General features: G+C 61.0%; 17 protein-coding genes and 1 pseudogene. 12 read left to right on the top strand and 6 right to left on the bottom strand.

Annotated features, from left to right (window positions below):
* Window positions 1-42: 42 nt before the first annotated feature.
* The 5 genes from C4J85_RS26330 (at window position 43) to C4J85_RS26310 (ending at window position 5,798) form a co-directional block, all read left to right on the top strand.
* Entirely contained in the window at window positions 43-1,953 is a 1,911-nt protein-coding gene (locus C4J85_RS26330) for an ATP-binding cassette domain-containing protein (RefSeq protein ID WP_124372250.1), read from the top strand.
* Window positions 1,953-2,525, top strand: coding sequence for a mechanosensitive ion channel family protein (locus tag C4J85_RS26325; RefSeq protein WP_015886482.1), 573 nt, complete (start codon window positions 1,953-1,955; stop codon window positions 2,523-2,525). The genes C4J85_RS26330 and C4J85_RS26325 overlap by 1 nt, the downstream gene beginning before the upstream one ends.
* 88 nt (window positions 2,526-2,613) lie before the next feature.
* Window positions 2,614-3,246, top strand: coding sequence for a LysE family transporter (locus tag C4J85_RS26320; RefSeq protein WP_124364925.1), 633 nt, complete (start codon window positions 2,614-2,616; stop codon window positions 3,244-3,246).
* Between the two features lie 201 nt (window positions 3,247-3,447).
* Window positions 3,448-5,340 (top strand): cytochrome c/FTR1 family iron permease, encoded by a 1,893-nt coding sequence (locus tag C4J85_RS26315; RefSeq protein ID WP_124411056.1) that lies wholly within the window; start codon window positions 3,448-3,450, stop codon window positions 5,338-5,340.
* A 2-nt stretch (window positions 5,341-5,342) separates the two neighbouring features.
* The gene (locus C4J85_RS26310; protein ID WP_124364923.1) at window positions 5,343-5,798 is read left to right on the top strand and encodes a YaiI/YqxD family protein; all 456 of its coding nucleotides are present in this window, start codon (window positions 5,343-5,345) and stop codon (window positions 5,796-5,798) included.
* Window positions 5,799-5,904: 106 nt separating this feature from the next.
* Here the strand turns inward: C4J85_RS26310 and elbB are convergent, their stop codons facing one another.
* The gene (elbB, locus tag C4J85_RS26305; protein ID WP_124364922.1) at window positions 5,905-6,570 is read right to left on the bottom strand and encodes an isoprenoid biosynthesis glyoxalase ElbB; all 666 of its coding nucleotides are present in this window, start codon (window positions 6,568-6,570) and stop codon (window positions 5,905-5,907) included.
* 113 nt (window positions 6,571-6,683) lie between these two features.
* Here elbB and C4J85_RS26300 point away from each other — a divergent pair, with 113 nt between their 5' ends.
* Window positions 6,684-7,919 (top strand): sterol desaturase family protein, encoded by a 1,236-nt coding sequence (locus C4J85_RS26300; RefSeq protein WP_124411055.1) that lies wholly within the window; start codon window positions 6,684-6,686, stop codon window positions 7,917-7,919.
* On the opposite strand, the gene C4J85_RS26295 is transcribed toward C4J85_RS26300, so the two are convergent.
* Window positions 7,900-8,535, bottom strand: a complete 636-nt coding sequence (locus C4J85_RS26295; protein WP_124364920.1) for a DedA family protein — start codon at window positions 8,533-8,535, stop codon at window positions 7,900-7,902. The two genes, C4J85_RS26300 and C4J85_RS26295, sit on opposite strands and share 20 nt — an antisense overlap.
* A gap of 208 nt (window positions 8,536-8,743) precedes the next feature.
* Here C4J85_RS26295 and C4J85_RS26290 point away from each other — a divergent pair.
* Window positions 8,744-8,992 (top strand): annotated as a pseudogene (locus tag C4J85_RS26290) (porphobilinogen synthase); the annotation flags it as partial.
* A 44-nt stretch (window positions 8,993-9,036) separates the two neighbouring features.
* A complete protein-coding gene (gene ppk1, locus C4J85_RS26285) occupies window positions 9,037-11,259 on the top strand; it encodes a polyphosphate kinase 1 (protein WP_124411054.1) in 2,223 nt (740 codons plus the stop codon).
* A 141-nt stretch (window positions 11,260-11,400) separates the two neighbouring features.
* Here the strand turns inward: ppk1 and ppx are convergent, their stop codons facing one another.
* A complete protein-coding gene (ppx, locus tag C4J85_RS26280) occupies window positions 11,401-12,903 on the bottom strand; it encodes an exopolyphosphatase (protein ID WP_124364918.1) in 1,503 nt (500 codons plus the stop codon).
* Window positions 12,904-13,385: 482 nt separating this feature from the next.
* On the opposite strand from ppx, the gene C4J85_RS26275 reads away from it, so the two are divergent.
* From C4J85_RS26275 to C4J85_RS26260, 4 genes are all read left to right on the top strand, one after another.
* Window positions 13,386-14,042 carry a DUF1120 domain-containing protein gene (locus C4J85_RS26275; protein WP_124411053.1) on the top strand — a complete coding sequence of 219 codons (657 nt, stop codon included), beginning with the start codon at window positions 13,386-13,388 and terminating at the stop codon, window positions 14,040-14,042.
* 148 nt (window positions 14,043-14,190) lie between these two features.
* On the top strand, window positions 14,191-14,862 hold the full coding sequence (locus C4J85_RS26270; RefSeq protein ID WP_256657930.1) for a fimbria/pilus chaperone family protein: 672 nt from the start codon (window positions 14,191-14,193) through the stop codon (window positions 14,860-14,862).
* Window positions 14,863-14,868: 6 nt separating this feature from the next.
* The gene (locus tag C4J85_RS26265; RefSeq protein WP_124411052.1) at window positions 14,869-17,370 is read left to right on the top strand and encodes a fimbria/pilus outer membrane usher protein; all 2,502 of its coding nucleotides are present in this window, start codon (window positions 14,869-14,871) and stop codon (window positions 17,368-17,370) included.
* Window positions 17,360-17,899 carry a hypothetical protein gene (locus C4J85_RS26260; protein WP_124411051.1) on the top strand — a complete coding sequence of 180 codons (540 nt, stop codon included), beginning with the start codon at window positions 17,360-17,362 and terminating at the stop codon, window positions 17,897-17,899. Before C4J85_RS26265 ends, C4J85_RS26260 begins: the two co-directional genes overlap by 11 nt.
* Here the strand turns inward: C4J85_RS26260 and C4J85_RS26255 are convergent.
* Genes C4J85_RS26255 through C4J85_RS26245 form a run of 3 tightly spaced genes read right to left on the bottom strand, consistent with a single transcriptional unit; the run spans window position 17,871 to window position 19,910 of the window.
* Window positions 17,871-18,608 (bottom strand): amino acid ABC transporter ATP-binding protein, encoded by a 738-nt coding sequence (locus tag C4J85_RS26255; RefSeq protein WP_124411050.1) that lies wholly within the window; start codon window positions 18,606-18,608, stop codon window positions 17,871-17,873. The two genes, C4J85_RS26260 and C4J85_RS26255, sit on opposite strands and share 29 nt — an antisense overlap.
* The gene (locus C4J85_RS26250; RefSeq protein WP_124364913.1) at window positions 18,595-19,245 is read right to left on the bottom strand and encodes an amino acid ABC transporter permease; all 651 of its coding nucleotides are present in this window, start codon (window positions 19,243-19,245) and stop codon (window positions 18,595-18,597) included. Before C4J85_RS26250 ends, C4J85_RS26255 begins: the two co-directional genes overlap by 14 nt.
* Entirely contained in the window at window positions 19,242-19,910 is a 669-nt protein-coding gene (locus C4J85_RS26245) for an amino acid ABC transporter permease (protein WP_124364912.1), read from the bottom strand. Before C4J85_RS26245 ends, C4J85_RS26250 begins: the two co-directional genes overlap by 4 nt.
* Window positions 19,911-19,926 lie beyond the last annotated feature (16 nt).

Raw genomic sequence — 19,926 nt, 5'->3', positions numbered from 1 at the left:
CCAAGCCAGCGGCCAACGAAGCTGGTAGACTCCGCCGCCATTATGATCCGACTTCAAAGCCTAACATTACAGCGTGGCCCGCAGCGTCTTCTTGAAGATGCCGAGCTGACCCTGCACGCCGGTCACAAAGCCGGCCTGATCGGTGCCAATGGCGCCGGTAAATCCACGTTGTTCGCCCTGTTGCTGGGTGAGCTGACCCCGGATTCCGGGGACTGCCTGCTGCCGGCCGACTGGCGCATCGCCCATATGCGCCAGGAGATCGACACCCTGGACCGCATCGCGATCGACTACGTGCTCGATGGCGACCTGCGCCTGCGCCAGGTGCAACACGACCTCGCCGCCGCAGAACAAGCCCAGGACGGCGCCGCCCAAGCCCGCCTGCATTCTGAGCTGGACAGCGCCGACGGCTACACCGCCGACGCCCGCGCCCGCAAGATGCTCGCCGGCCTTGGGTTTACCAACGAACAGATGGATCGCCCGGTCGCCGACTTCTCTGGCGGCTGGCGCATGCGCCTGAACCTGGCCCAGGCGCTGATGTGTCCTTCGGACCTGTTGCTGCTCGACGAGCCGACCAACCACTTGGACCTTGATGCGATCCTGTGGCTGGAAGACTTCCTCAAGAACTATCAGGGCACCCTGTTGCTGATTTCCCACGACCGGGATTTCCTCGACGCCGTGGTCGACAATATCGCCCATGTCGAACAGAAGAAAATCACGCTCTATCGGGGCGGCTACACCGCCTTCGAGCGCGCCCGTGCCGAACGCCTGGCCCAGCAGCAACAGGCTTTCGAGAAGCAGCAGGCGCAGCGCGCGCATATGGAAAGCTATATCGCCCGGTTCAAGGCCCAGGCCACCAAGGCGCGGCAGGCCCAGAGCCGGATCAAGGCGCTGGAGCGCATGGAAGAACTATCGGCGGCCCATGTCGATTCGCCGTTCGACTTCGTGTTCCGTGAGTCGGTGAAAATCTCCAGCCCCTTGCTCGATCTGTCGGATGCGCGCCTGGGTTATGGCGACAAGACCATCCTCGAGAAGGTCAAGCTGCAGCTCACGCCTGGCGCACGCATCGGTTTGTTGGGGCCTAACGGCGCGGGCAAGTCGACGCTGATCAAGAACCTGTCGGGCGAACTGGAGCCCTTGGCCGGCCGCCTGACCCGTGGCGAGAACACCGTGGTGGGCTACTTCGCCCAGCATCAACTGGACTCGCTGGATTCCAAGGCGAGCCCGCTGTTGCACCTGCAGCGCCTGGCGCCCACCGAGCGCGAACAGACCCTGCGTGATTTCCTCGGGGGTTTCGACTTCCGTGGCGCGCGTATCGATGAGCCGGTGCTGAATTTTTCCGGTGGCGAAAAGGCACGCCTGGCCCTGGCCCTGATCGCCTGGGACCGCCCGAACCTGCTGCTGCTCGACGAGCCGACCAACCACCTGGACCTGGAAATGCGCCTGGCGCTGACCATGGCCCTGCAGGAATTCAGCGGTGCGGTACTGGTGGTGTCTCACGATCGCCACCTGCTCAAGAGCACCACCGATAATTTCCTGCTGGTGGCTGACGGCAAGGTCGAGGAATTCGACGGCGACCTGGACGACTATGCGCGCTGGCTGACCGACTACCGTCTGCGCAATGCGCCGACCAGCAACACGCCGGTCAACCCGGACAAGACCGACAAGAAAGCCCAGCGCCAGGCTGCCGCCGCACTGCGTCAGCAGTTGGCGCCGCACAAGCGCGAAGCTGACAAGCTGGAGGTCGAGCTGGGCAAGGTGCACGAGCGCCTGGCCAAGATCGAAACCAGCCTGGGCGACAGCGCTGTGTACGAGGCCGCGCGCAAGGATGAACTGCGCGACCTGCTGGCCGAACAGGCCCGGCTCAAGGTGCGTGAAGGGCAATTGGAGGAGTCCTGGATGGAAGCCCTCGAAGTGCTTGAAACCCTGCAAGCGGAGCTGGAGGCGCTGTCCTGATGGAAGCGTTGCAACTGCCTTTGCCGGCGCAATGGATCGAGCCTGTGTGGATCGGCGTGCAAATCCTGCTGATCCTGCTGGCGGGTTACCTTGCCCAGCGTTTTGTCGCCAAGGGCCTGACCCGCCTGGGTGAGCGCTATCCGTTCCCGCCACAGTTGTTGATGCCGCTGCGCGGTGGCCTGCGCTGGCTGATCATGGGCAGCGCGCTGATCTTCGTGTTGGGCCGCCTGGGCGTCTCCGCCACGGTGCTGTGGACGGCACTGTCAGGGTTTGTGGCAGTGGCGGCGGTGGCGTTCTTCGCCATGTGGTCCGTGCTGTCCAACTTGCTGTGCGCGATCTTGATCTTCACCGTGGGGCCGTTTCGCCTCGGCGACATCGTCGAACTGGTGGACACCGTCGACAAACCCGGTGTGAAAGGGCGCGTCGTGGCGATCAATCTGCTCTATACCACGCTGGTCGAGGTGGCAGAGGCCGGTACGGACAGCGCGATGGTACAAGTGCCCAACAGTCTGTTCTTCCAGCGCTCGGTGCGGCGTTGGCCCGGTACCCATGTGTTTCCTGGCGACCGCTAGAAATCACCGCCTGCAAAAATTGATAGCCAGCCTTTGGCCGGCAGCGTTAGCTTAAGGCACAACCGCAAACTCCTTTCCGAGGTGTGCAATGGCACTCGACACGTGGCTGGCCTTTTTCCTGGCCAGTTGGATCATCTCCCTTTCCCCCGGCGCGGGCGCCATCGCTTCGATGTCCAGCGGCCTGCAATACGGTTTCGTACGCGGTTACTGGAACGCCATTGGCCTGCAGCTGGGCCTGGCGATGCAGATTGCCGTGGTGGCGGGCGGCTTGGGTGCCATCCTGGCGACGTCCTCCACCGCGTTTTATGCGATCAAATGGTTTGGCGTGGCGTACCTGGTCTACCTGGCCATCAAGCAATGGCGCGCCTTGCCCATGGACATGACCGATGACGCCGCAGTACGCCCGATTGGCAAGCCGATGGCCATGATGTTCCGTGGTTTTCTGGTCAACGCCAGCAACCCGAAGGCGTTGGTATTCATGCTCGCGGTATTGCCGCAGTTCGTGAATCCACAGGCACCGTTGGCGGTCCAGTACCTGATCATTGGTGCAACGATGATCAGCGTCGATATGATCGTGATGGCCGGTTATACGGGGTTGGCCTCGAAAGTCCTGCGCCTGTTGCGCTCGCCCAAGCAGCAGAAGCGCGTGAACCGCACATTCGCCGGGTTGTTCGTCGGCGCCGCCGGTTTCCTCGCCAGCCTGCATCGCGCTACGGCGTAATTGACGAAACCGGATCAAAATGTGGGAGGGGGCTTGCTCCCGATGACAGTGTGTCAGCCAGCAAGTCTGGAGCTGAACCACCGCCATCGGGAGCAAGCCCCCTCCCACATTGGTTTTGTGGCAATGCTAAATAACACCTTGAGTCAAATCCGTTAAAGCTCAACAATAGTGTTACTTCGTATTTCCACTTGAGATTCATTCATGACTGCCCCCTTCCGTTTTCTCGCCTGGCTGGTGCTGCCAGCGTTGATGTCGTGCAGCTTCAATCTGTTGGCCGCGACGGCCGAAGGCGCACCCCAGGCGTTGCATCTGCTTGACTACATTGGCGCCGACTATCCGCCCACTGTGGAGGCGGGCAAGGTGGTGGACGAATCGGAATTTCGCGAACAGGTGGAGTTCTTGGGCGTGCTGCAGGGTCTGGTTGCGCAACTGCCGGAAAAGCCCGAACGCGTCGAGTTAATCAAGGGCGTTGATGAGTTGCTCGCGGCAGTCACCGCCCATGCAGACGGCGCAACTGTCGCCCGCCAGGCCCGTCAATTGGGCGCCAGGCTGGCGGTGGCGTATGAAGTCAGCCAGGCGCCGGCGATCACTCCCGACCCTACGCGCGGTGCGCCGCTATATGCCCAGCATTGTTCGGTGTGCCACGGCACGGCCGGCGCTGGCGATGGCCCGGCAGGCATGGGCATGACCCCGCCGCCCGCTAACCTGCGCGATGCCACGCGCCTGGATCGCCTGAGCCTCTACGCGATCTATAACACCCTGGGCCTGGGTGTCGAAGGCACTGACATGCCGTCCTTTGCCGACCAGTTGGATGACCGCCAGCGCTGGGACCTCGCCACCTACATCGCAGGTTTCACGGCTGACCCGGCTGCGGCCAACAGCGAACACACCTTCAACCTGGCCGACCTGGCACGCCAGACGCCCAACGAAGTACTGGCCGCTGACGGCCCGGCGGTGGCAGCGACCTTCCGCGCCCAACGCGCACAGCCGCCGCAGGTCAAGCGTGGCCCGGCACAGTTGCTCGACTACACCGCCGCCACCCTGGACAAAAGCCTGGCCGCGTTCCGTAACGGCGACCACGAACAAGCCTATGATTTGTCGGTAGCCGCTTACCTGGAAGGCTTCGAGCTGGTGGAAAGCTCGCTGGATAACGTCGACGCCAACGTGCGCAAAGACACCGAGAAGGCGCTGATGGCCTACCGCCAGTCCTTGCAGGACGGGCTGCCGATCGAACAGGTGCAACAGCGCCTGGACGCGGCCAAGGGCAAGCTCGGCGAGTCCGCCGGCTTGCTCGGCGGCGATGGCTTGAGCTGGTCGTTGAGCTACATCTCCGGTTCGTTGATCCTGCTGCGCGAAGGCCTGGAAGCGATCCTGGTGCTGGCCGCGATCCTGGCCTTCCTGCGTAACACCGGCCAGCAGTCGGCGGTGCGCAGCGTCAACGTCGGCTGGGGCCTGGCGCTGTTGGCCGGTTTGGCTACCTGGGCGCTGGCGGCGTATGTGATTGATGTCAGCGGCGCCCAGCGAGAATTGCTGGAAGGCTGCACAGCACTGTTCGCCAGCGTGATGGTGCTGTGGCTGGGCGTATGGATGCACGACCGGCGCCACGCGGCGGCCTGGCAGGACTACATCAAGAGCAGCCTGGTGGGCGGTGGTGGGCGTTTCGGCTTTGCGCTGCTGGCCTTCTTCTCGGTGTACCGCGAATTGTTCGAAGTGATCCTGTTCTACGAAACCCTGTGGCTGCAAGCCGGCCCGGCCGGGCACAACGCGGTGCTGGCCGGTGGCGCCACCGCATTGGTGCTGCTGGTGGGCCTGGCCTGGGTGATTCTGCGCGGTTCGGCGAAGCTGCCGTTGGCGCTGTTCTTCGGTATCAACGCCGCGCTGCTGTACGCACTTTCGGTGGTGTTCGCCGGGCATGGCGTCAAAGCATTGCAGGAAGCGGGCGTCTTCGGCACGCGGCCGGTGGCGTTCTTTGACTTCGACTGGCTGGGCATTCACGCCGATGCGTATTCGTTGAGTGCGCAGGCCGTGGCGATCCTGGCGATTGTGGTGCTGTATGGCCGCAGTCGCCTGGCCGAGAAGCGGGTGGCGGCATAGTCATGCGGGTGTGGATCGATGCGGACGCCTGCCCGCGGGCGGCCAAGGATCAGGTGGTGAAGTTCGCCCTCAAGCGCCAGTTTGACGTGGTGCTGGTGGCCGGCCAGAGCCAGATCAAACCCAGCTTTGCCTGTGTGAAGCTGATCGTGGTGCCCAGTGGTCCCGATGCGGCCGATGACTACCTGGTAGAGCACGCCATGCCGGGCGAGTTGGTGATCTGCAGCGATGTGCCCTTGGCCGACCGCTTGGTCAAGAAGGGCGTCACGGCCCTCGACCCGCGCGGCAAAGAGTTCAGCCCGGCGAACATGAGTGAGCGCTTGGCAGTGCGTAACCTGTTCACCGACTTGCGCGAGCAAGGCCAGATGGGCGGCGGGCCACCGCCGCACAGCGAGAAGGACAAACAGGCGTTCGCCAACGCGCTGGACCGCCTGCTCACCCGTTTGATGAAGCCTGTGTAGGAGCGCGCTTGCTCGCGAAGAACGGCAACGATAACGCGGGCACTCCGGATAAACGCGGCGCCCTCAGATTCTTCGCGAGCAAGCTCGCTCCTGCAGAAAGAGGGCGTTAGTCGTCTTCGTGGGTCAGTTCAAGCACCCGGTCCACGAGCTTGTTGATGCCCGACGCCACCTCGCTGATATTTTTGCCCAGCATATACGCCGGTGTACTCACCAACTTGCGTGCCTTGTCCTCTACGATATCTTCCACCGTGCATTCCTGATGGGTGGCGCCCATTTTGTCCAAGGCCGCTGCGGTGTCGGTATCGTTGCCGATGGTGCAGATCACGCCCGGGCCGTAGATTTTTGCGGCCAGGGCCGGGGAAATGCAGATCAGCCCCACCGGCTTGCCCGCTTCGGCAAAGGCTTCCGCCAGCTCCAGCACCTGCGGATTGACGCTGCAGCCGGCGCCTTCCACTGCGAAATTCGACAGGTTCTTCGCCGCGCCAAACCCGCCCGGCACGATCAGCGCATCGAAGTCAGCCACGTTGGCCTCACGGATATCTTTCACCGCGCCTCGGGCGATGCGCGCTGACTCCACCAACACATTGCGCGATTCGGGCATTTCTTCGCCGGTAAGGTGGTTGATCACATGCAGTTGCGCAATATCTGGCGCAAAGCACTCAACCTGAGCGCCGCGCTGGTCCAGGCGCAGCAGGGTGATCACGCTTTCATGGATTTCTGCACCGTCGTACACGCCACAGCCGGAAAGGATCACTGCAATCTTTTTGCTCATGGGCATTTCTCCTGATTCATGGCGTTAAATGTCTACTAATTTGTAACCTGTTGCCAATGGGATCTCATGGGACTGCACTAATCTGATGTAACAAAAATAGACCGGACTAGCCCATGGACTTCGTGCCTTACGCGGTACCGTTTTTCATTGCCTTGATCGTGTTGGAGCTGCTGGCTGACCGCTGGCGCGGTGCGCGCAACTATCGAGTAGCCGACGCTATCAACAGCCTCAGCACCGGCGTGCTGTCTACCACCACCGGGTTACTGACCAAGGGCGTGGGTTTGCTCACCTATGCATTTGCCCTCAAGCACCTGGCGCTGATCGAATGGTCGGCCCAAAGCGTGTGGACCTGGGTGTGCGCCTTTGTGCTCTACGACTTCTGCTACTACTGGCTGCATCGCCTGGGCCATGAGCGCAATATCCTGTGGGCTGCCCACTCAGTGCACCACCAGAGCGAGGACTACAACCTCACCACCGCGTTGCGTCAGACCAGTACCGGCTTTTTGTTGAGCTGGATCTTCTACCTGCCCCTGGCCGTGCTCGGTGTGCCGTTGGTGGTGTTCATCAGTGTGGCTTCGCTCAACCTGCTGTATCAATTCTGGGTGCATACACGTCACGTGCCCAAGCTCGGCTGGTTCGAGGTGTTCTTCGTTACACCGTCCAATCATCGTGCCCACCACGCGCAGAACGCCCTCTACATGGATCGCAACTATGGCGGGGTGTTCATTTTTTGGGACCGCTTGTTCGGCACGTTCCAGGAAGAAGACGACAATGAACCGGTGATTTTCGGCGTGACCACGCCCCTGGCCAGTTGGAATCCGCTGTGGGCGAACCTGCAGTTTTATGCGCAGTTGTGGAGCGATGCCCGTCGTACTGAGAACCGCTGGGACAAGCTGCGCATCTGGTTCATGCGCACCGGCTGGCGCCCCGCAGATGTAAAAGCCAACTACCCGATAGCCAAGCCGGACCTGGCCCGGTTCCGCAAATTCGAGGTGCCGCTGGATACGCGCCAGCAGGTCTACGTTGCCGTGCAGTTTGCGGTCTATGTGGGGTTTGGCAGTTATTTGATGAATTTCGCAGAAGGCCTGCCCACGGCGGCGCTGGTGCTGGGCTGGGGCGCGATGGCCCTGGGGCTGTTCACGCTGGGGGTCGCACTGGAGAATCGCCCGTGGGCGCTGAAGGCAGAAGGGGTGCGCCTGGGGCTGAATCTGCCGTTGGTATGGCTGGCCCCGTGGGTCGGGCTATGGCCGGCCAGCGCTCTGGGCTGGCTGGCGCTGCTGAGCTACAGCCTGCTCAGCGTGATTGGCCTCTACTGCTGCAGAAGCCGGGTTACTCGCCTGGCGTCTTAGGGGGTTCGACCGGGGCGGGTTCGGCAGCGAGCCGGGCCTTGGCTTCGGCACAAGCCTCGCGGGCGATGCGGGCATTCTTGACGCGGCGTCGCAGCCACAGGCCCAAGCCCAGCACCAGCAAGGCGCCCAGCACCCACAGCTCGTATTTCTTGACACTGCCGAGCATGCCTTCGAGTACCGCGCCGAAATGATAGGCCGCAGCCCCTAGCGCAGCCGCCCATATCGCCGCACCGATACCGTTGAGGATCAAATAGCGCAGGGGCGGGTAGCCGGACAGGCCAATCGCCACCGGCATCACCGTGCGCAGACCGTAGACGAAGCGAAAGCTCAGCACCCAGATATCCGGATGCTTGCGGATATGTTCCAGCGCCTTGTCGCCCATCAATTGCCAGCGCGGTTTGCGCGCCAGCAATTTGCGGCCGTGCTTGCGCCCCATGTAGTACCACAGCTGGTCGCCGGCGTAGCTGCCGAAAAAGGCAACGACCACTACCAGGTTGATATCCATGTATCCACGGAACGCCAGGAAGCCTGCGAGCACGAGGATGGTCTCGCCTTCGAAGAACGTGCCGAGGAAGAGGGCAAAGTAGCCGAAGTCATGCAGAAATTGTTGAAGCATGGTCTAGGGTGCTGGCGAAATGAACGCGCAGCCTACGCCTTCACGAAGATTCATGAAAGTATCGAGATGTGTCACGAAGTGAACAATTCCTACGCAAATGCCGAATGCGACTTCAGGTCGGATCGATAAGCACAACTGTCATTCATTCGTCATAATGGCCGCTTATAACTGCACCGCCCGCCCGTAAACGCGGGCTCAGGAGTCTGTCGTGAGCTTTATCCCCGCCAACCGGCTATTTCCCGCCACACGTCTGCGCCGCAACCGCCGTGATGATTTTTCTCGCCGTCTGGTACGTGAAAATGTACTGACGACGAATGATCTGATCCTGCCGGTATTCGTGCTGGACGGTGAAAATCGCCGGGAAGCGGTGGCCTCGATGCCGGGGGTGGAGCGCTTGAGCATTGACCTGCTGCTCGAAGAAGCCGCCCATTGGGTGGAACTGGGAATCCCGGCGCTGCCCAATTGCTTAGAGAGCAACCATAGCCCTCACAGGAACACTCGATGAATACCGAAGGACTTACAGAAGTTGCCGTAAAAGACGCTCATCCGGTGGTTGAACAAGTCACCGAGACCCCGCCGGAGCTTGAGCCTGCCCCGCCTGTGGTGGTCGCCGAAGCGCCGGCGCCGGCGCCAGTGGCCGTGGTTACCAACCTGGATGACAGCAGCCTGTACATCCACCGCGAGCTGTCCCAACTGCAATTCAACATTCGCGTGCTGGAACAGGCGCTGGATGAGTCCTATCCGTTGCTGGAGCGGCTCAAGTTCCTGTTGATCTTCTCGAGCAACCTGGACGAGTTCTTCGAGATCCGCGTCGCCGGCCTCAAGAAGCAGATCACCTTCGCCCGTGAGCAAGCCGGTGCCGACGGCCTGCAACCGCACCAGGCCCTGGCGCGCATCAGCGAGCTGGTGCACGGCCATGTGGACCGCCAATACGCGATCCTCAACGATATCCTGCTGCCGGAGCTGGAAAAACATCAGGTCCGCTTCATCCGCCGCCGGCACTGGACCACCAAGATCAAGACCTGGGTGCGCCGTTACTTCCGTGACGAGATTTCACCGATCATCACCCCGATCGGCCTCGACCCGACGCACCCGTTCCCGTTGCTGGTGAACAAGAGCCTGAACTTCATCGTCGAACTCGAAGGCATCGACGCCTTCGGCCGCGACTCGGGCCTTGCGATCATCCCGGCGCCGCGCCTGCTGCCACGGATCATCAAGGTACCCGAAGAAGTAGGGGGCGCTGGCGATAATTATGTATTCCTGTCGTCGATGATCCATGCGCACGCCGATGACCTGTTCCAGGGCATGAAGGTCAAGGGCTGCTACCAGTTCCGCCTGACCCGTAACGCCGACCTGGCGCTGGACTCTGAAGACGTCGAAGACTTGGCCCGTGCCCTGCGCGGTGAGCTGTTTTCGCGGCGCTACGGCGATGCGGTGCGCCTGGAAGTGGCGGATACCTGCCCGAAACACTTGTCGGATTACCTGCTCAAGCAGTTCAACCTGGCCGAATCCGAGTTGTACCAGGTCAATGGCCCGGTGAACCTGACGCGCCTGTTCAGCATCACCGGCCTGGACAGCCACCCGGAGCTGCAATACAAGCCGTTTACACCGCAAATCCCGAAACTGCTGCAAAACAGCGAGAACATCTTCAGTGTGGTGAGCAAGCAGGACATTCTGCTGTTGCACCCCTTCGAGTCGTTCACCCCGGTGGTCGACCTGCTGCGTCAGGCCGCCAAGGACCCGCACGTCCTGGCTGTGCGCCAGACGCTGTATCGCTCCGGCGCCAACTCGGAAATCGTCGATGCCCTGGTCGACGCTGCGCGTAACGGCAAGGAAGTCACGGTGGTGATCGAGCTGCGAGCGCGCTTCGATGAAGAGTCCAACCTGCAACTGGCCAGCCGCCTGCAAGCAGCCGGTGCGGTAGTGATCTATGGCGTGGTCGGCTTCAAGACCCACGCCAAGATGATGTTGATCCTGCGCCGCGAAGCCGGTGAAATCGTGCGTTACGCCCATTTGGGCACCGGCAACTACCACGCCGGCAACGCGAAGCTCTATACCGACTACAGCCTGCTGACGTCCGACGACGCCCTGTGCGAAGACGTCGGCAAGTTGTTCAGCCAGCTCATCGGCATGGGCAAGACCTTGCGCATGAAGAAGCTGCTGCACGCGCCGTTCACCCTGAAGAAGGGCATGCTCGACATGATTGCCCGCGAGACCCAGTTTGCCCTCGAGGGCAAGCCGGCGCACATCATCGCCAAATTCAACTCGCTGACCGATCCGAAGATCATCCGCGCGCTGTACAAGGCCAGCCAGTCGGGCGTACGCATCGACCTGGTGGTCCGTGGCATGTGCTGCCTGCGCCCGGGCATTGTCGGCGTCTCGCATAACATCCATGTGCGCTCGATCATCGGTCGCTTCCTGGAGCACACGCGGGTGTTCTATTTCCTGAACGGTGGCGAAGAGCAGATGTTCCTCTCCAGCGCCGACTGGATGGAGCGCAACCTCGACAAACGCGTGGAGACCTGCTTCCCTGTGGAGGGCAAGAAGCTGATCATGCGGGTCAAGAAGGAGCTGGAAAGCTACCTGACCGACAACACCCACAGCTGGAGCCTGCAGTCGGATGGGCGGTATGTGCGCAACACACCGACCGGCAACCAGAACCCGCGCAGTGCGCAGGCCACGTTGCTGGAGAAGCTGGGCAGCCCGATCCTGACGGTGAACTGACAACCAGTGCGGTCAAAAATGTGGGAGGGGGCTTGCTCCCGATAGCGGTGGGTCAGTCAAAGTATCAAGTGACTGACACACCGCATCGGGAGCAAGTCGAATCGTCGCACCGCCCCTCCCACATTTGTTTTGCGGTGTTCTTTAATGCAGGTTCAGGCTGAACCCCACCCGCGTCAGCCACTCCGCTTCCTGGGCGAAGTCCGCCTGGGTCAGCTGGTTTTCATCCAGCCAGCCTTTGGGGAACATCACCTCCAGGCTGTCGCCGTCGGCGCGCAGCTTCACCTGGGGCATTTCCTGGGTGCCACGGATGTGGTGGAACAGGATGGCAAAGCGCAACAGCGCGCACAGGCGAATCAGCTTGATGCCGTCTTTGCCGAACTCGGCAAATTTGTCCCTGGGAATATTGCGGCGGTGGCCGCGCACCAACAGCGCGAGCATCTGTTGATCTTCCCGTGAGAACCCGGCCAGGTCCGAGTGTTCGATCAGGTAGGCGCCGTGCTTGTGGTAATGGTAATGGGCGATGTCCAGGCCCACCTCGTGCACCTTGGCGGCCCAGCCCAGCAGTTCACGCCATACGCCGTTTTGCAGGTCCCAGTCATCGGCCACCTGGTCGAAGGCGTGCAGGGCTTTGCGCTCTACGCGCGCCGCTTGCTCCACATCTACGTGGTAACGCTCCATCAACGAGCTGAGGGTGCGCTCACGCACATCTTCATGGTGATGGCGGCCGAGCAGGTCATAGAGCACACCTTCGCGCAGGGCGCCGTCACAGTGGTCCATGCGTTGCAGTTCGAGGGCGTCGAAAATGGCTTCAAGAATCGCCAGGCCGGCGGGGAAGATGGCGCGGCGGTCAGGCTTGATGCCGTCGAAGTCGATCTTCTCGGCGTCCCCCAGCTTGAACAGCTTGCGCTTGAGCCACGCCAGGCCTTCGGCATTCACCTCGCCGGTGCCATGGCCGCCGGCCTTGAGCGCCAGGCCGATGGCACGGATGGTGCCGGAAGAGCCGATGGCTTCATCCCAGCTCAGGCGGTGCAGGGCGTGTTCGATGCTCATGATCTCCAGCCGCGCCGCCGTGTAGGCCTGGGCATAGCGCGCCGGGGTGATCTTGCCGTCCTTGAAATAACGCTGCGTGTAGCTGACGCAGCCCATCTGCAGGCTTTCGCGCAGCAGGGGTTCGAAACGCTGGCCGATGATGAATTCGGTACTGCCACCGCCAATGTCCGCCACCAGGCGTTTGCCTGGGGTGTCAGCCAGCGTATGGGAGACCCCGAGGTAAATCAGGCGTGCTTCCTCGCGACCGGAAATAACCTCTACCGGATGCCCGAGGATTTCCTCGGCGCGATGGATGAATTCGTTGCGGTTACGGGCTTCACGCAAGGCGTTGGTGCCCACTATTCGTACAGCGCCAGGCGGCATGCCGTTGATCAGTTGCGCAAAGCGCTTGAGGCAGTCGAGGCCGCGCTGCATGGACTCTTCATTGAGCTGGCGTTCGTCGTTGATCCCGGCAGCCAGTTGCACTTTCTCGCCGAGCCGCTCAAGGATGCGGATTTCACCGTTCTGGGCCTTGGCCACGACCATGTGAAAGCTGTTGGAGCCCAGGTCGATGGCAGCGATCAGGGACAGGTTCTTGGCTTGGGATTGCGGCATGGTTTGGGGTCTCGGTCGATAACCTTGCCATCGTGCCACGATCGACCGCTGGAGCCAACGCGTTGTGCTTCGGTAATTTTTCTGCGGCTGTCTGTGGGGGTAATTTGTGAGATATGTAGGATGACATCGAATGACAAGCGGGGAGTAGTGAATTAATTTTGTAGGAGTTTTAAATTCGCCTCGTAGTAAAGCCGCGTTTTGATTTTCCTTACAGGACGCGTTTGATTATGTCATCGGGTATTTTGTTTTAGCCTACTTTTAAATTGGGTTTAAATGACCAGCAGGTTTTACAGTTCTCACATTAACCCAGGCGTTATCTGATTCTTTAATGAAGCACCAAGGCGACACACTGTCACCCGGCAATTTTGCCTTGGTGTTATTTATGTGTCGTTGTAGACATCCAGGAAGATAAACCGTTTGGCGATGGAACCGCCAAGACGAACGTAGAGAGCACCTGATAACTTTCAAGTGACAGGTCGAATATGAAAAAAATTGTTGGATTGACCCTGGGTCTCGTTTGCCTGGCGGCAAACATTGGCGCACATGCTGCCACCAGCGCAGAACTGATCGTCAGGGGGGTCATCAAGCCCGCCGCCTGTAACCTCAGTATGAGCGGCGGTGGCATTATCAACTACGGCGATATTCCTTCGGGCCAACTGTCCCAGACGGCGTTTAACGCGCTCACCGAGAAAACCACGCCTATCACCGTCACCTGTGGCAATTCACCCGCACCGTTCGGGCTCCAATTTGTCGATCTGCAGACGGACAGCAAGGTAACGGGCATCCTCACTGCGCTCGGAGGGGGTTACACCGAGGCGCACAACTTCGGGTTGGGCACCGTGGCGGGTCGGAAAACGGGTGGCTTTGCCGTTACCCTCAAGGACCTGCGCTCGCCGACCGCGGCACTGTCACCGATCGTGCGGATCGGCGACGGTGCCTGGCAGAACAGTGATGGCAAAGTCGCACAATTGCCGAGTGAATATTCCTGGCGCAGTGGTGCGGCCATCACGCCCGCTTCGATCACCCAACTGACCGGGACGATTGTTGTGCGCGCGGTTATCAATAAAGGCCAGGACCTGAACTTGGGTCGCGACGTTACCCTTGATGGGCGTGCAACACTTAAATTGAGTTACCTCTAAGCGACATGACAACAGCCGACCAGTAAACATGTGTTTCTGGTCGGCTGTTTTATAAGCGTGTCCGACGCTCAATAGTCAACTTCAAGGTTGTGGGGAACACAGAGTGCTTAGTCGTCCCGTAAGAAAGAGTACGCGTTTTTTATATGCACTGTTGCTCTTGTGCTTTGTCGGTGTTGCGGTGGCTGACGGTATGTTGCCGGAAACCACGGTCATTGTACTGAACGAAGAGCAGGGTGAAGCGACCATAAACATCAAGAATACCGACGCGGCGCCAGCGCTGCTGCATTCGGTAATAGAAAACATACCGGAAGATGTGGAACCGCTTTTGATCGTGACGCCGCCTATTGCGCGGGTGGAAGGGGGCGAAACGCAACTGGTGCGTTTCATCAGCACGTTGAAGGCTCCATTGAAGACTCAGCGACTCAAACGCGTGTCTTTCGAGGGCATTCCCCAGGCGCGTGCTGCGGGCGGTGCGACCATTGGTATCACTTTGCGGCAGAATTTGCCGCTGATCCTGCATCCTCAAGGCCTGCCGGTTCATCACACACCCTGGGAGTTGCTGAAGTGGCAACGTACAGGGCAACGTTTGACGGTCCACAATGACAGCGCTTATGTGGTGCGCATGGCCCCACAGGTTCGGTTATTGCCACAGGGAACCCCGGCTACGCTGCCGCGCAGCTACATTTTGCCGGGCGAAGCGCTGGCGGTGAAGGTTGAGGGCCCCTTGGACGGACTGACTGATATCGAGATTCAACCGGCCACGATCTACGGCTTTTCGGTAGAAAACTACCGGGCCCCGATCAATACCGACGGGGGTTGATCGACCATGACAAACCTGTCGAGTCACCGAACCGGAGCTTTTTTATGGACCCACCGACCCACGTTGCTCATGGGAGTGGCGACACTGTGGAGCTTGCCTGGCGTTGCCCCTGCCTTGGAACTGGGCGAGGGCTTTGACTTGGCGGCACTGACCACATACGGCATTGACCCGAGAGTCTCGGACTACTTCCGCACGGCGGCGCGCTTTCGCGAGGGCACCCAGGTGGTGGGGTTGAAAGTCAACGGCAACCCGCTCGGGTTGGTGGACGCCCAGTTCGATGCCACTGGGCAATTGTGCTTTACCCCGGCATTGCTGGACAAAGCCGGGTTGGTCAAACCCACTGCCATCGTCCGTAAAGGCGCCACTGCCGACCAGGCATGCCATGACTTTCTGGGGGAGTTTCCCACGACCATGGTGCGGCTGCGCCCTGGCAACGATGAAGTGGCGCTGGTGGTGCCCACCTCATCACTGCGCGAACCGCAGTGGGAGGCCGGGGAGTTCGCCCGGGGCGGTGCGGCGGGCTTGTTCAACTATGATGTGCAGGGTTTCGACAGCCATTCGCGCAGTGGGAACAACCGGTTCGTGTCGGCTTACACCGAAGCGGGTTTCAACCTGGGTGATTGGATTCTTCGCAGTCGTCAAATCTATGTCTCCGATAACGGAGTGACGCACAACGAGCACCTGTATGCCTATGCGCAGCGGGATATCGCCGCGTTGCGCTCGACTTTCCAGGCGGGCCAGCTATCCAGCAACAATCCGCTGTTTGGTGGCATCCAGCTGTCGGGTGTGCAGTTTTCCCCCGACGGCCAGTCGCGCGTGCCGGCAGGCAGCAATAACGCGGTGGTGGAAGGCCTGGCACAGAGCCAGTCGCGGATCGAGGTGCGTCAGTCCGGTGTGTTGATCCACAGTACGCTGGTGCCCGAAGGGCCTTTCCGACTGACCGGTTTACCGCTGCTCAATGGCACAAGCGACCTTGAGGTCAGTGTGATCGATGTACGCGGGGGCCGACGCAGCTTCGTGGTGCCGGCGGCTTCGTTCGCCGGCGCTGCGCCGGCGGCACCCGGTTATTACTTGTCCCTCGGCAAATTACGTGAAGAGACGCAGGGCGAGGGGCCATCGCCCGTCGTCGCCATGGGCAGCGGGACCTGGGGCCTGGGGCGCGACTCAACGGGTGGTTTCGGCTTGTTGAGTACCGACGAGTACTGGTCGGCAGGTGGCACGTTGAGCAGCGTGTTTTTCCAGCGAGTGTCGGTGGGCGCGCGTCATAACCTGTCCCGCGACAGCCGTCATGCCGTGTCCGGCTCACGCAGTAGCGTGTCAGTGAGCAGCCCGGTATCTGCCAACGTCGAGCTCAACCTCAGCGCAACCAGCCAGACCCGCGGCTATCGCGAGGTGATCGAGGCCGGCCGCCCGACCACGGCCGACGTGCTGGCGTCACGCTTCAAGAATCAATACACGGCGGGCGCGACATGGGTCGACCCCACCCTGGGTGCCTTCTCCCTGGGCTATACCCGTAGCGCTCAATTTGACGGGCAATCGAGCGAACACCTGTTCGCCTCATGGAACAAATCGTTTCGCTATGCCGATGTTGCGTTGATTGCCGACTCGCAGGTAGGCAGCACTCAGGCGCGCCGCGACGCCACTCGGGAGCGAAACCGGCGCGACACCGTCCTCGATGATGATTTGTCCTTGCGGTTGCAGGTCAGCGTGCCCCTGGGCGGTGATCGTCGTGTGAACAGCTATATCAGCCGCCGTGGGGGGCAGTCCCGTACCGGTACGGCGCTCACTGAACGGGTCAATGAGTATGTGAACTATGAAGTGGGTGTCGAGCGCGACCTCAGTGCACAGGAGCAATCGATGCGCGGCCAGGTAGACCTCACGCCGCGTTACACCCGTGTCGGTCTGGGTGTCAGTCGCGACCCGTTGGGCACCAGTTACACCGGGCAGCTGCAAGGTGGCGTGGTCGCTCATGAAGGTGGGATTACCTTCTCGCCCTACACGGTGCAGGACACGTTTGGTATTGCGTCGGTGGGCGACATTGGTTCTGCAAAAATCGACACCCCGCAAGGCCCGGTGTGGACCGACTTCACCGGCCAGGCCGTGCTTCCAAACTTGCCTGCCTACACCAACAGCCATATCGAGGTGCAAACCCAGTCCTTGCCAAAACGCGTTGATCTGAAGAACGGCACCCGTGTGCTCGCCGCAGGTCGCGGTTCCGTCAACACCGTGGCATTTGATGTGGTGAAGGTGCGCCGCATGCTGGTCAACGCCAGCGATGATCAAGGCCGGCCACTGCCTCAGGGGGCTGCGGTGTTCGGCAAGGGCGATCGTTTTCTGACCAGCGTAGTGGGCGAGGGCATGATCTTTCTGAACGACGTGAACGAGGTGCAAGACCTGAGGGTTTCATTGCCGGACTCGGCCAGTTGCCTGCTGAACATTTCCCCTGGGAGCCAGCCTGATAATGACAAGTTCTTCGATACAACAGCGGCGGTGTGCCATGGTCGGTAAGCTTAAATGCCTCGGCTGTGCGCTGTTTTGTACGGTGTTGCTGGCTCAGGGGGCGCACGCCGAAAACTGCCGATTGTCCGTGAGCCAACCGCGTATCGACTACGGGGTCATTCGCCGGGAGGCGCTGGTCGAAAGCTCCACCGTGACGCTCGCCACGCGCACGCTGCAGCTCAACGTGTTGTGCGTCGAACCGTCGATGATGGCGTTGCGGTTTATCGGTGCCGCCGATGGGCAAGCGTTCCGTTTTGGCCGGCAGGGGCGGTTGCGGCTCAGCCTCAAGCATGCACAGGTGGATGGGCGTGCCGTCGACTGGGACCTGCCCGGCGGTGGTGCGGCCGGGCAGTTATTACCGGGCCAGGTCCTGACGGCACGCGTCGCAGGGAGGCCGGTAACAGGTCAGCGCTTGACCGCCCAGGTCGACATCGACACCGACCTGCCCGCCGAGGCGCTGCAAGTGCGGAGCCAGACGTCGCTGGAGGGGCAGGGTCGTTTCGAGCTGGTCAGCCCGGCTGTTCAACTGAACCGATGAAGTTGGCGAGCTCCGGCGTCTGCGGGTTGGCAAACAGGACCTTGGGGTCGCCCACTTCATGCACCTTGCCTTGGTGCATGAACACCAGCTTGTCACCGACTTCCCGGGCGAAGCGCATTTCGTGGGTCACCATGATCAGCGTCATGCCATCTTTAGCCAGTTGGCGCACCACGCTGAGCACTTCGTTGACCAGTTCCGGATCGAGGGCCGAGGTGATTTCGTCGCACAGCAGCACCTTGGGTGACATGGCCAGGGCGCGCGCAATCGCCACGCGTTGTTGCTGGCCGCCAGACAGCCGGTCGGGGAAGGCATCGAACTTCTCTCCCAGGCCAACGCGTTCCAGCATCTGTTTGGCCAACTGCGCTGCCTTGGCTTTGGGCACTTTCTGCACCACTTGTGGCGCAAGCATGACGTTTTCGCCAACGGTCAAATGTGGAAACAGGTTGAACTGCTGGAACACCATCCCGACCTTCTGCCGCAGGCTGCGCAGGTCGGCGCGGGCGGCGTCGAGGTATTCGCCATCGACTTCGATCACGCCGTCGTTGATCGATTCCAGGCCATTGAGGGTACGCAGCAAGGTGGATTTACCCGAGCCACTGCGGCCGATGATCGCCACCACCTGGCCCTCTTCAACGGAGAGGTCGATGCCCTTGAGTACGTGATGATCGCCGTAATACTTATGCAGGGCGGAAATTCTAAGCAGAGGCATGCAGTCTCCTTTCCAGGTAGCGCGCACTGAGGGACAAGGGGTAGCAGAGCAGGAAGTAACCGAGGGCCACCAGGCCGTAGACCATGAAGGGTTCGAAGGTGGCATTGGCGAGCATGCCGCCGGTCTTGGTCAGTTCGGTAAAGCCGATGATCGAAGTCACAGCGGTGCCTTTGACCACCTGCACCGAAAACCCCACGGTCGGCGCCACGGCAATGCGCAGGGCCTGGGGCAGGATCACGTAGCGCAGTTGTTCAAGGGGGTTGAGCGCCAGGCTGGCCGATGCCTCCCATTGCCCATGGGCAATAGAGTCAACGCAGCCGCGCCAGATTTCGGCCAGGTAAGCGCTGGTAAACAGGGTCAGGGCGATGGCCGCCGCCAGCCAGGGCGAAATATCCACCCCGAGCAATGCCACACCGAAAAACACCAGGAACAGTTGCATCAGCAGCGGCGTACCCTGGAACAGTTCGATATAGGTGCGAGCGACATTGCGCGGGAATGCCTTGTGACTGATGCGCATCGCCATCACCAGCAGGCCGATCACACCGCCGCCTATGAACGCCACCAGCGACAGCAACAGCGTCCACTGCAGGCCGGTGAGCAGGTTGCGCACGATGTCCCAGAAAGAAAAATCACTCATCGGCTGTTCCTCATCACATAGCGGCGGCCGATCCAGTTGAGCAACTGGCGAATCATCAACGCCATGCACAGGTACACCAGGGTGGTCAGGGCATAGGTTTCAAAAGCGCGGAAATTGCGCGACTGAATGAAGTTGGCGGCAAAGCTCAGCTCTTCGGTAGCGATCTGCGAACAGACTGCCGAGCCAAGCATCACGATGATGATCTGGCTGCTCAGGGCCGGCCACACCTTGCCCAGTGCCGGCAGCAGCACCACATGGCGAAACGCTTCGAAACGCGTCATGGCCAATGCCGCCGCAGCCTCCAGTTGCCCGCGCGGTATGGCCTGGATACCGGCACGGATGATCTCCGTGGAATAGGCCCCCAGGTTGATCACCATCGCCAGTACGGCAGCTTGCCACTCGGTGATTTTCAAGCCCAGGGACGGCAGGCCGAAGAAGATGAAAAACAGCTGCACCAGAAAGGGCGTGTTGCGGATCAACTCGACATACACGCCGAAGCACCAGGCGAATGGCTGAATCTTCCATGCCCGCACGACTGCACCGACGGTGCCCAGGGCCACTCCCAGGAGTGCGCCGATAGCCGTCAGCTCAAGGGTAAACAGGGCGCCGCGTAACAACAGGTCGGTGTTGGCCAGCACCGGTACAAAGTCGAATTGATACGCCATCAGTCAGCTCCGTCGC

The sequence above is a fragment of the Pseudomonas sp. R4-34-07 genome (assembly GCF_003852375.1).
Classification (GTDB): Bacteria; Pseudomonadota; Gammaproteobacteria; order Pseudomonadales; family Pseudomonadaceae; genus Aquipseudomonas.
This window is presented reverse-complemented; position numbering and strand designations above follow the sequence as displayed.

Excerpts from the sequence above, each read along its gene's own strand:
- C4J85_RS26325 (WP_015886482.1), top strand. The coding sequence starts at position 1,953 with ATGGAAGCGTTGCAACTGCCTTTGCCGGCGCAATGGATCGAGCCTGTG.
- C4J85_RS26295 (WP_124364920.1), bottom strand. The coding sequence starts at position 8,535 with ATGCTTCAACAATTTCTGCATGACTTCGGCTACTTTGCCCTCTTCCTC.
- C4J85_RS26250 (WP_124364913.1), bottom strand. The coding sequence starts at position 19,245 with ATGAGTGATTTTTCTTTCTGGGACATCGTGCGCAACCTGCTCACCGGC.
- C4J85_RS26330 (WP_124372250.1), top strand. The coding sequence starts at position 43 with ATGATCCGACTTCAAAGCCTAACATTACAGCGTGGCCCGCAGCGTCTT.
- C4J85_RS26320 (WP_124364925.1), top strand. The coding sequence starts at position 2,614 with ATGGCACTCGACACGTGGCTGGCCTTTTTCCTGGCCAGTTGGATCATC.
- C4J85_RS26275 (WP_124411053.1), top strand. The coding sequence starts at position 13,386 with ATGAAAAAAATTGTTGGATTGACCCTGGGTCTCGTTTGCCTGGCGGCA.
- C4J85_RS26300 (WP_124411055.1), top strand. The coding sequence starts at position 6,684 with ATGGACTTCGTGCCTTACGCGGTACCGTTTTTCATTGCCTTGATCGTG.
- C4J85_RS26265 (WP_124411052.1), top strand. The coding sequence starts at position 14,869 with ATGACAAACCTGTCGAGTCACCGAACCGGAGCTTTTTTATGGACCCAC.
- elbB (WP_124364922.1), bottom strand. The coding sequence starts at position 6,570 with ATGAGCAAAAAGATTGCAGTGATCCTTTCCGGCTGTGGCGTGTACGAC.
- ppk1 (WP_124411054.1), top strand. The coding sequence starts at position 9,037 with ATGAATACCGAAGGACTTACAGAAGTTGCCGTAAAAGACGCTCATCCG.
- C4J85_RS26315 (WP_124411056.1), top strand. The coding sequence starts at position 3,448 with ATGACTGCCCCCTTCCGTTTTCTCGCCTGGCTGGTGCTGCCAGCGTTG.
- C4J85_RS26260 (WP_124411051.1), top strand. The coding sequence starts at position 17,360 with ATGGTCGGTAAGCTTAAATGCCTCGGCTGTGCGCTGTTTTGTACGGTG.
- C4J85_RS26255 (WP_124411050.1), bottom strand. The coding sequence starts at position 18,608 with ATGCCTCTGCTTAGAATTTCCGCCCTGCATAAGTATTACGGCGATCAT.
- C4J85_RS26310 (WP_124364923.1), top strand. The coding sequence starts at position 5,343 with ATGCGGGTGTGGATCGATGCGGACGCCTGCCCGCGGGCGGCCAAGGAT.
- ppx (WP_124364918.1), bottom strand. The coding sequence starts at position 12,903 with ATGCCGCAATCCCAAGCCAAGAACCTGTCCCTGATCGCTGCCATCGAC.
- C4J85_RS26245 (WP_124364912.1), bottom strand. The coding sequence starts at position 19,910 with ATGGCGTATCAATTCGACTTTGTACCGGTGCTGGCCAACACCGACCTG.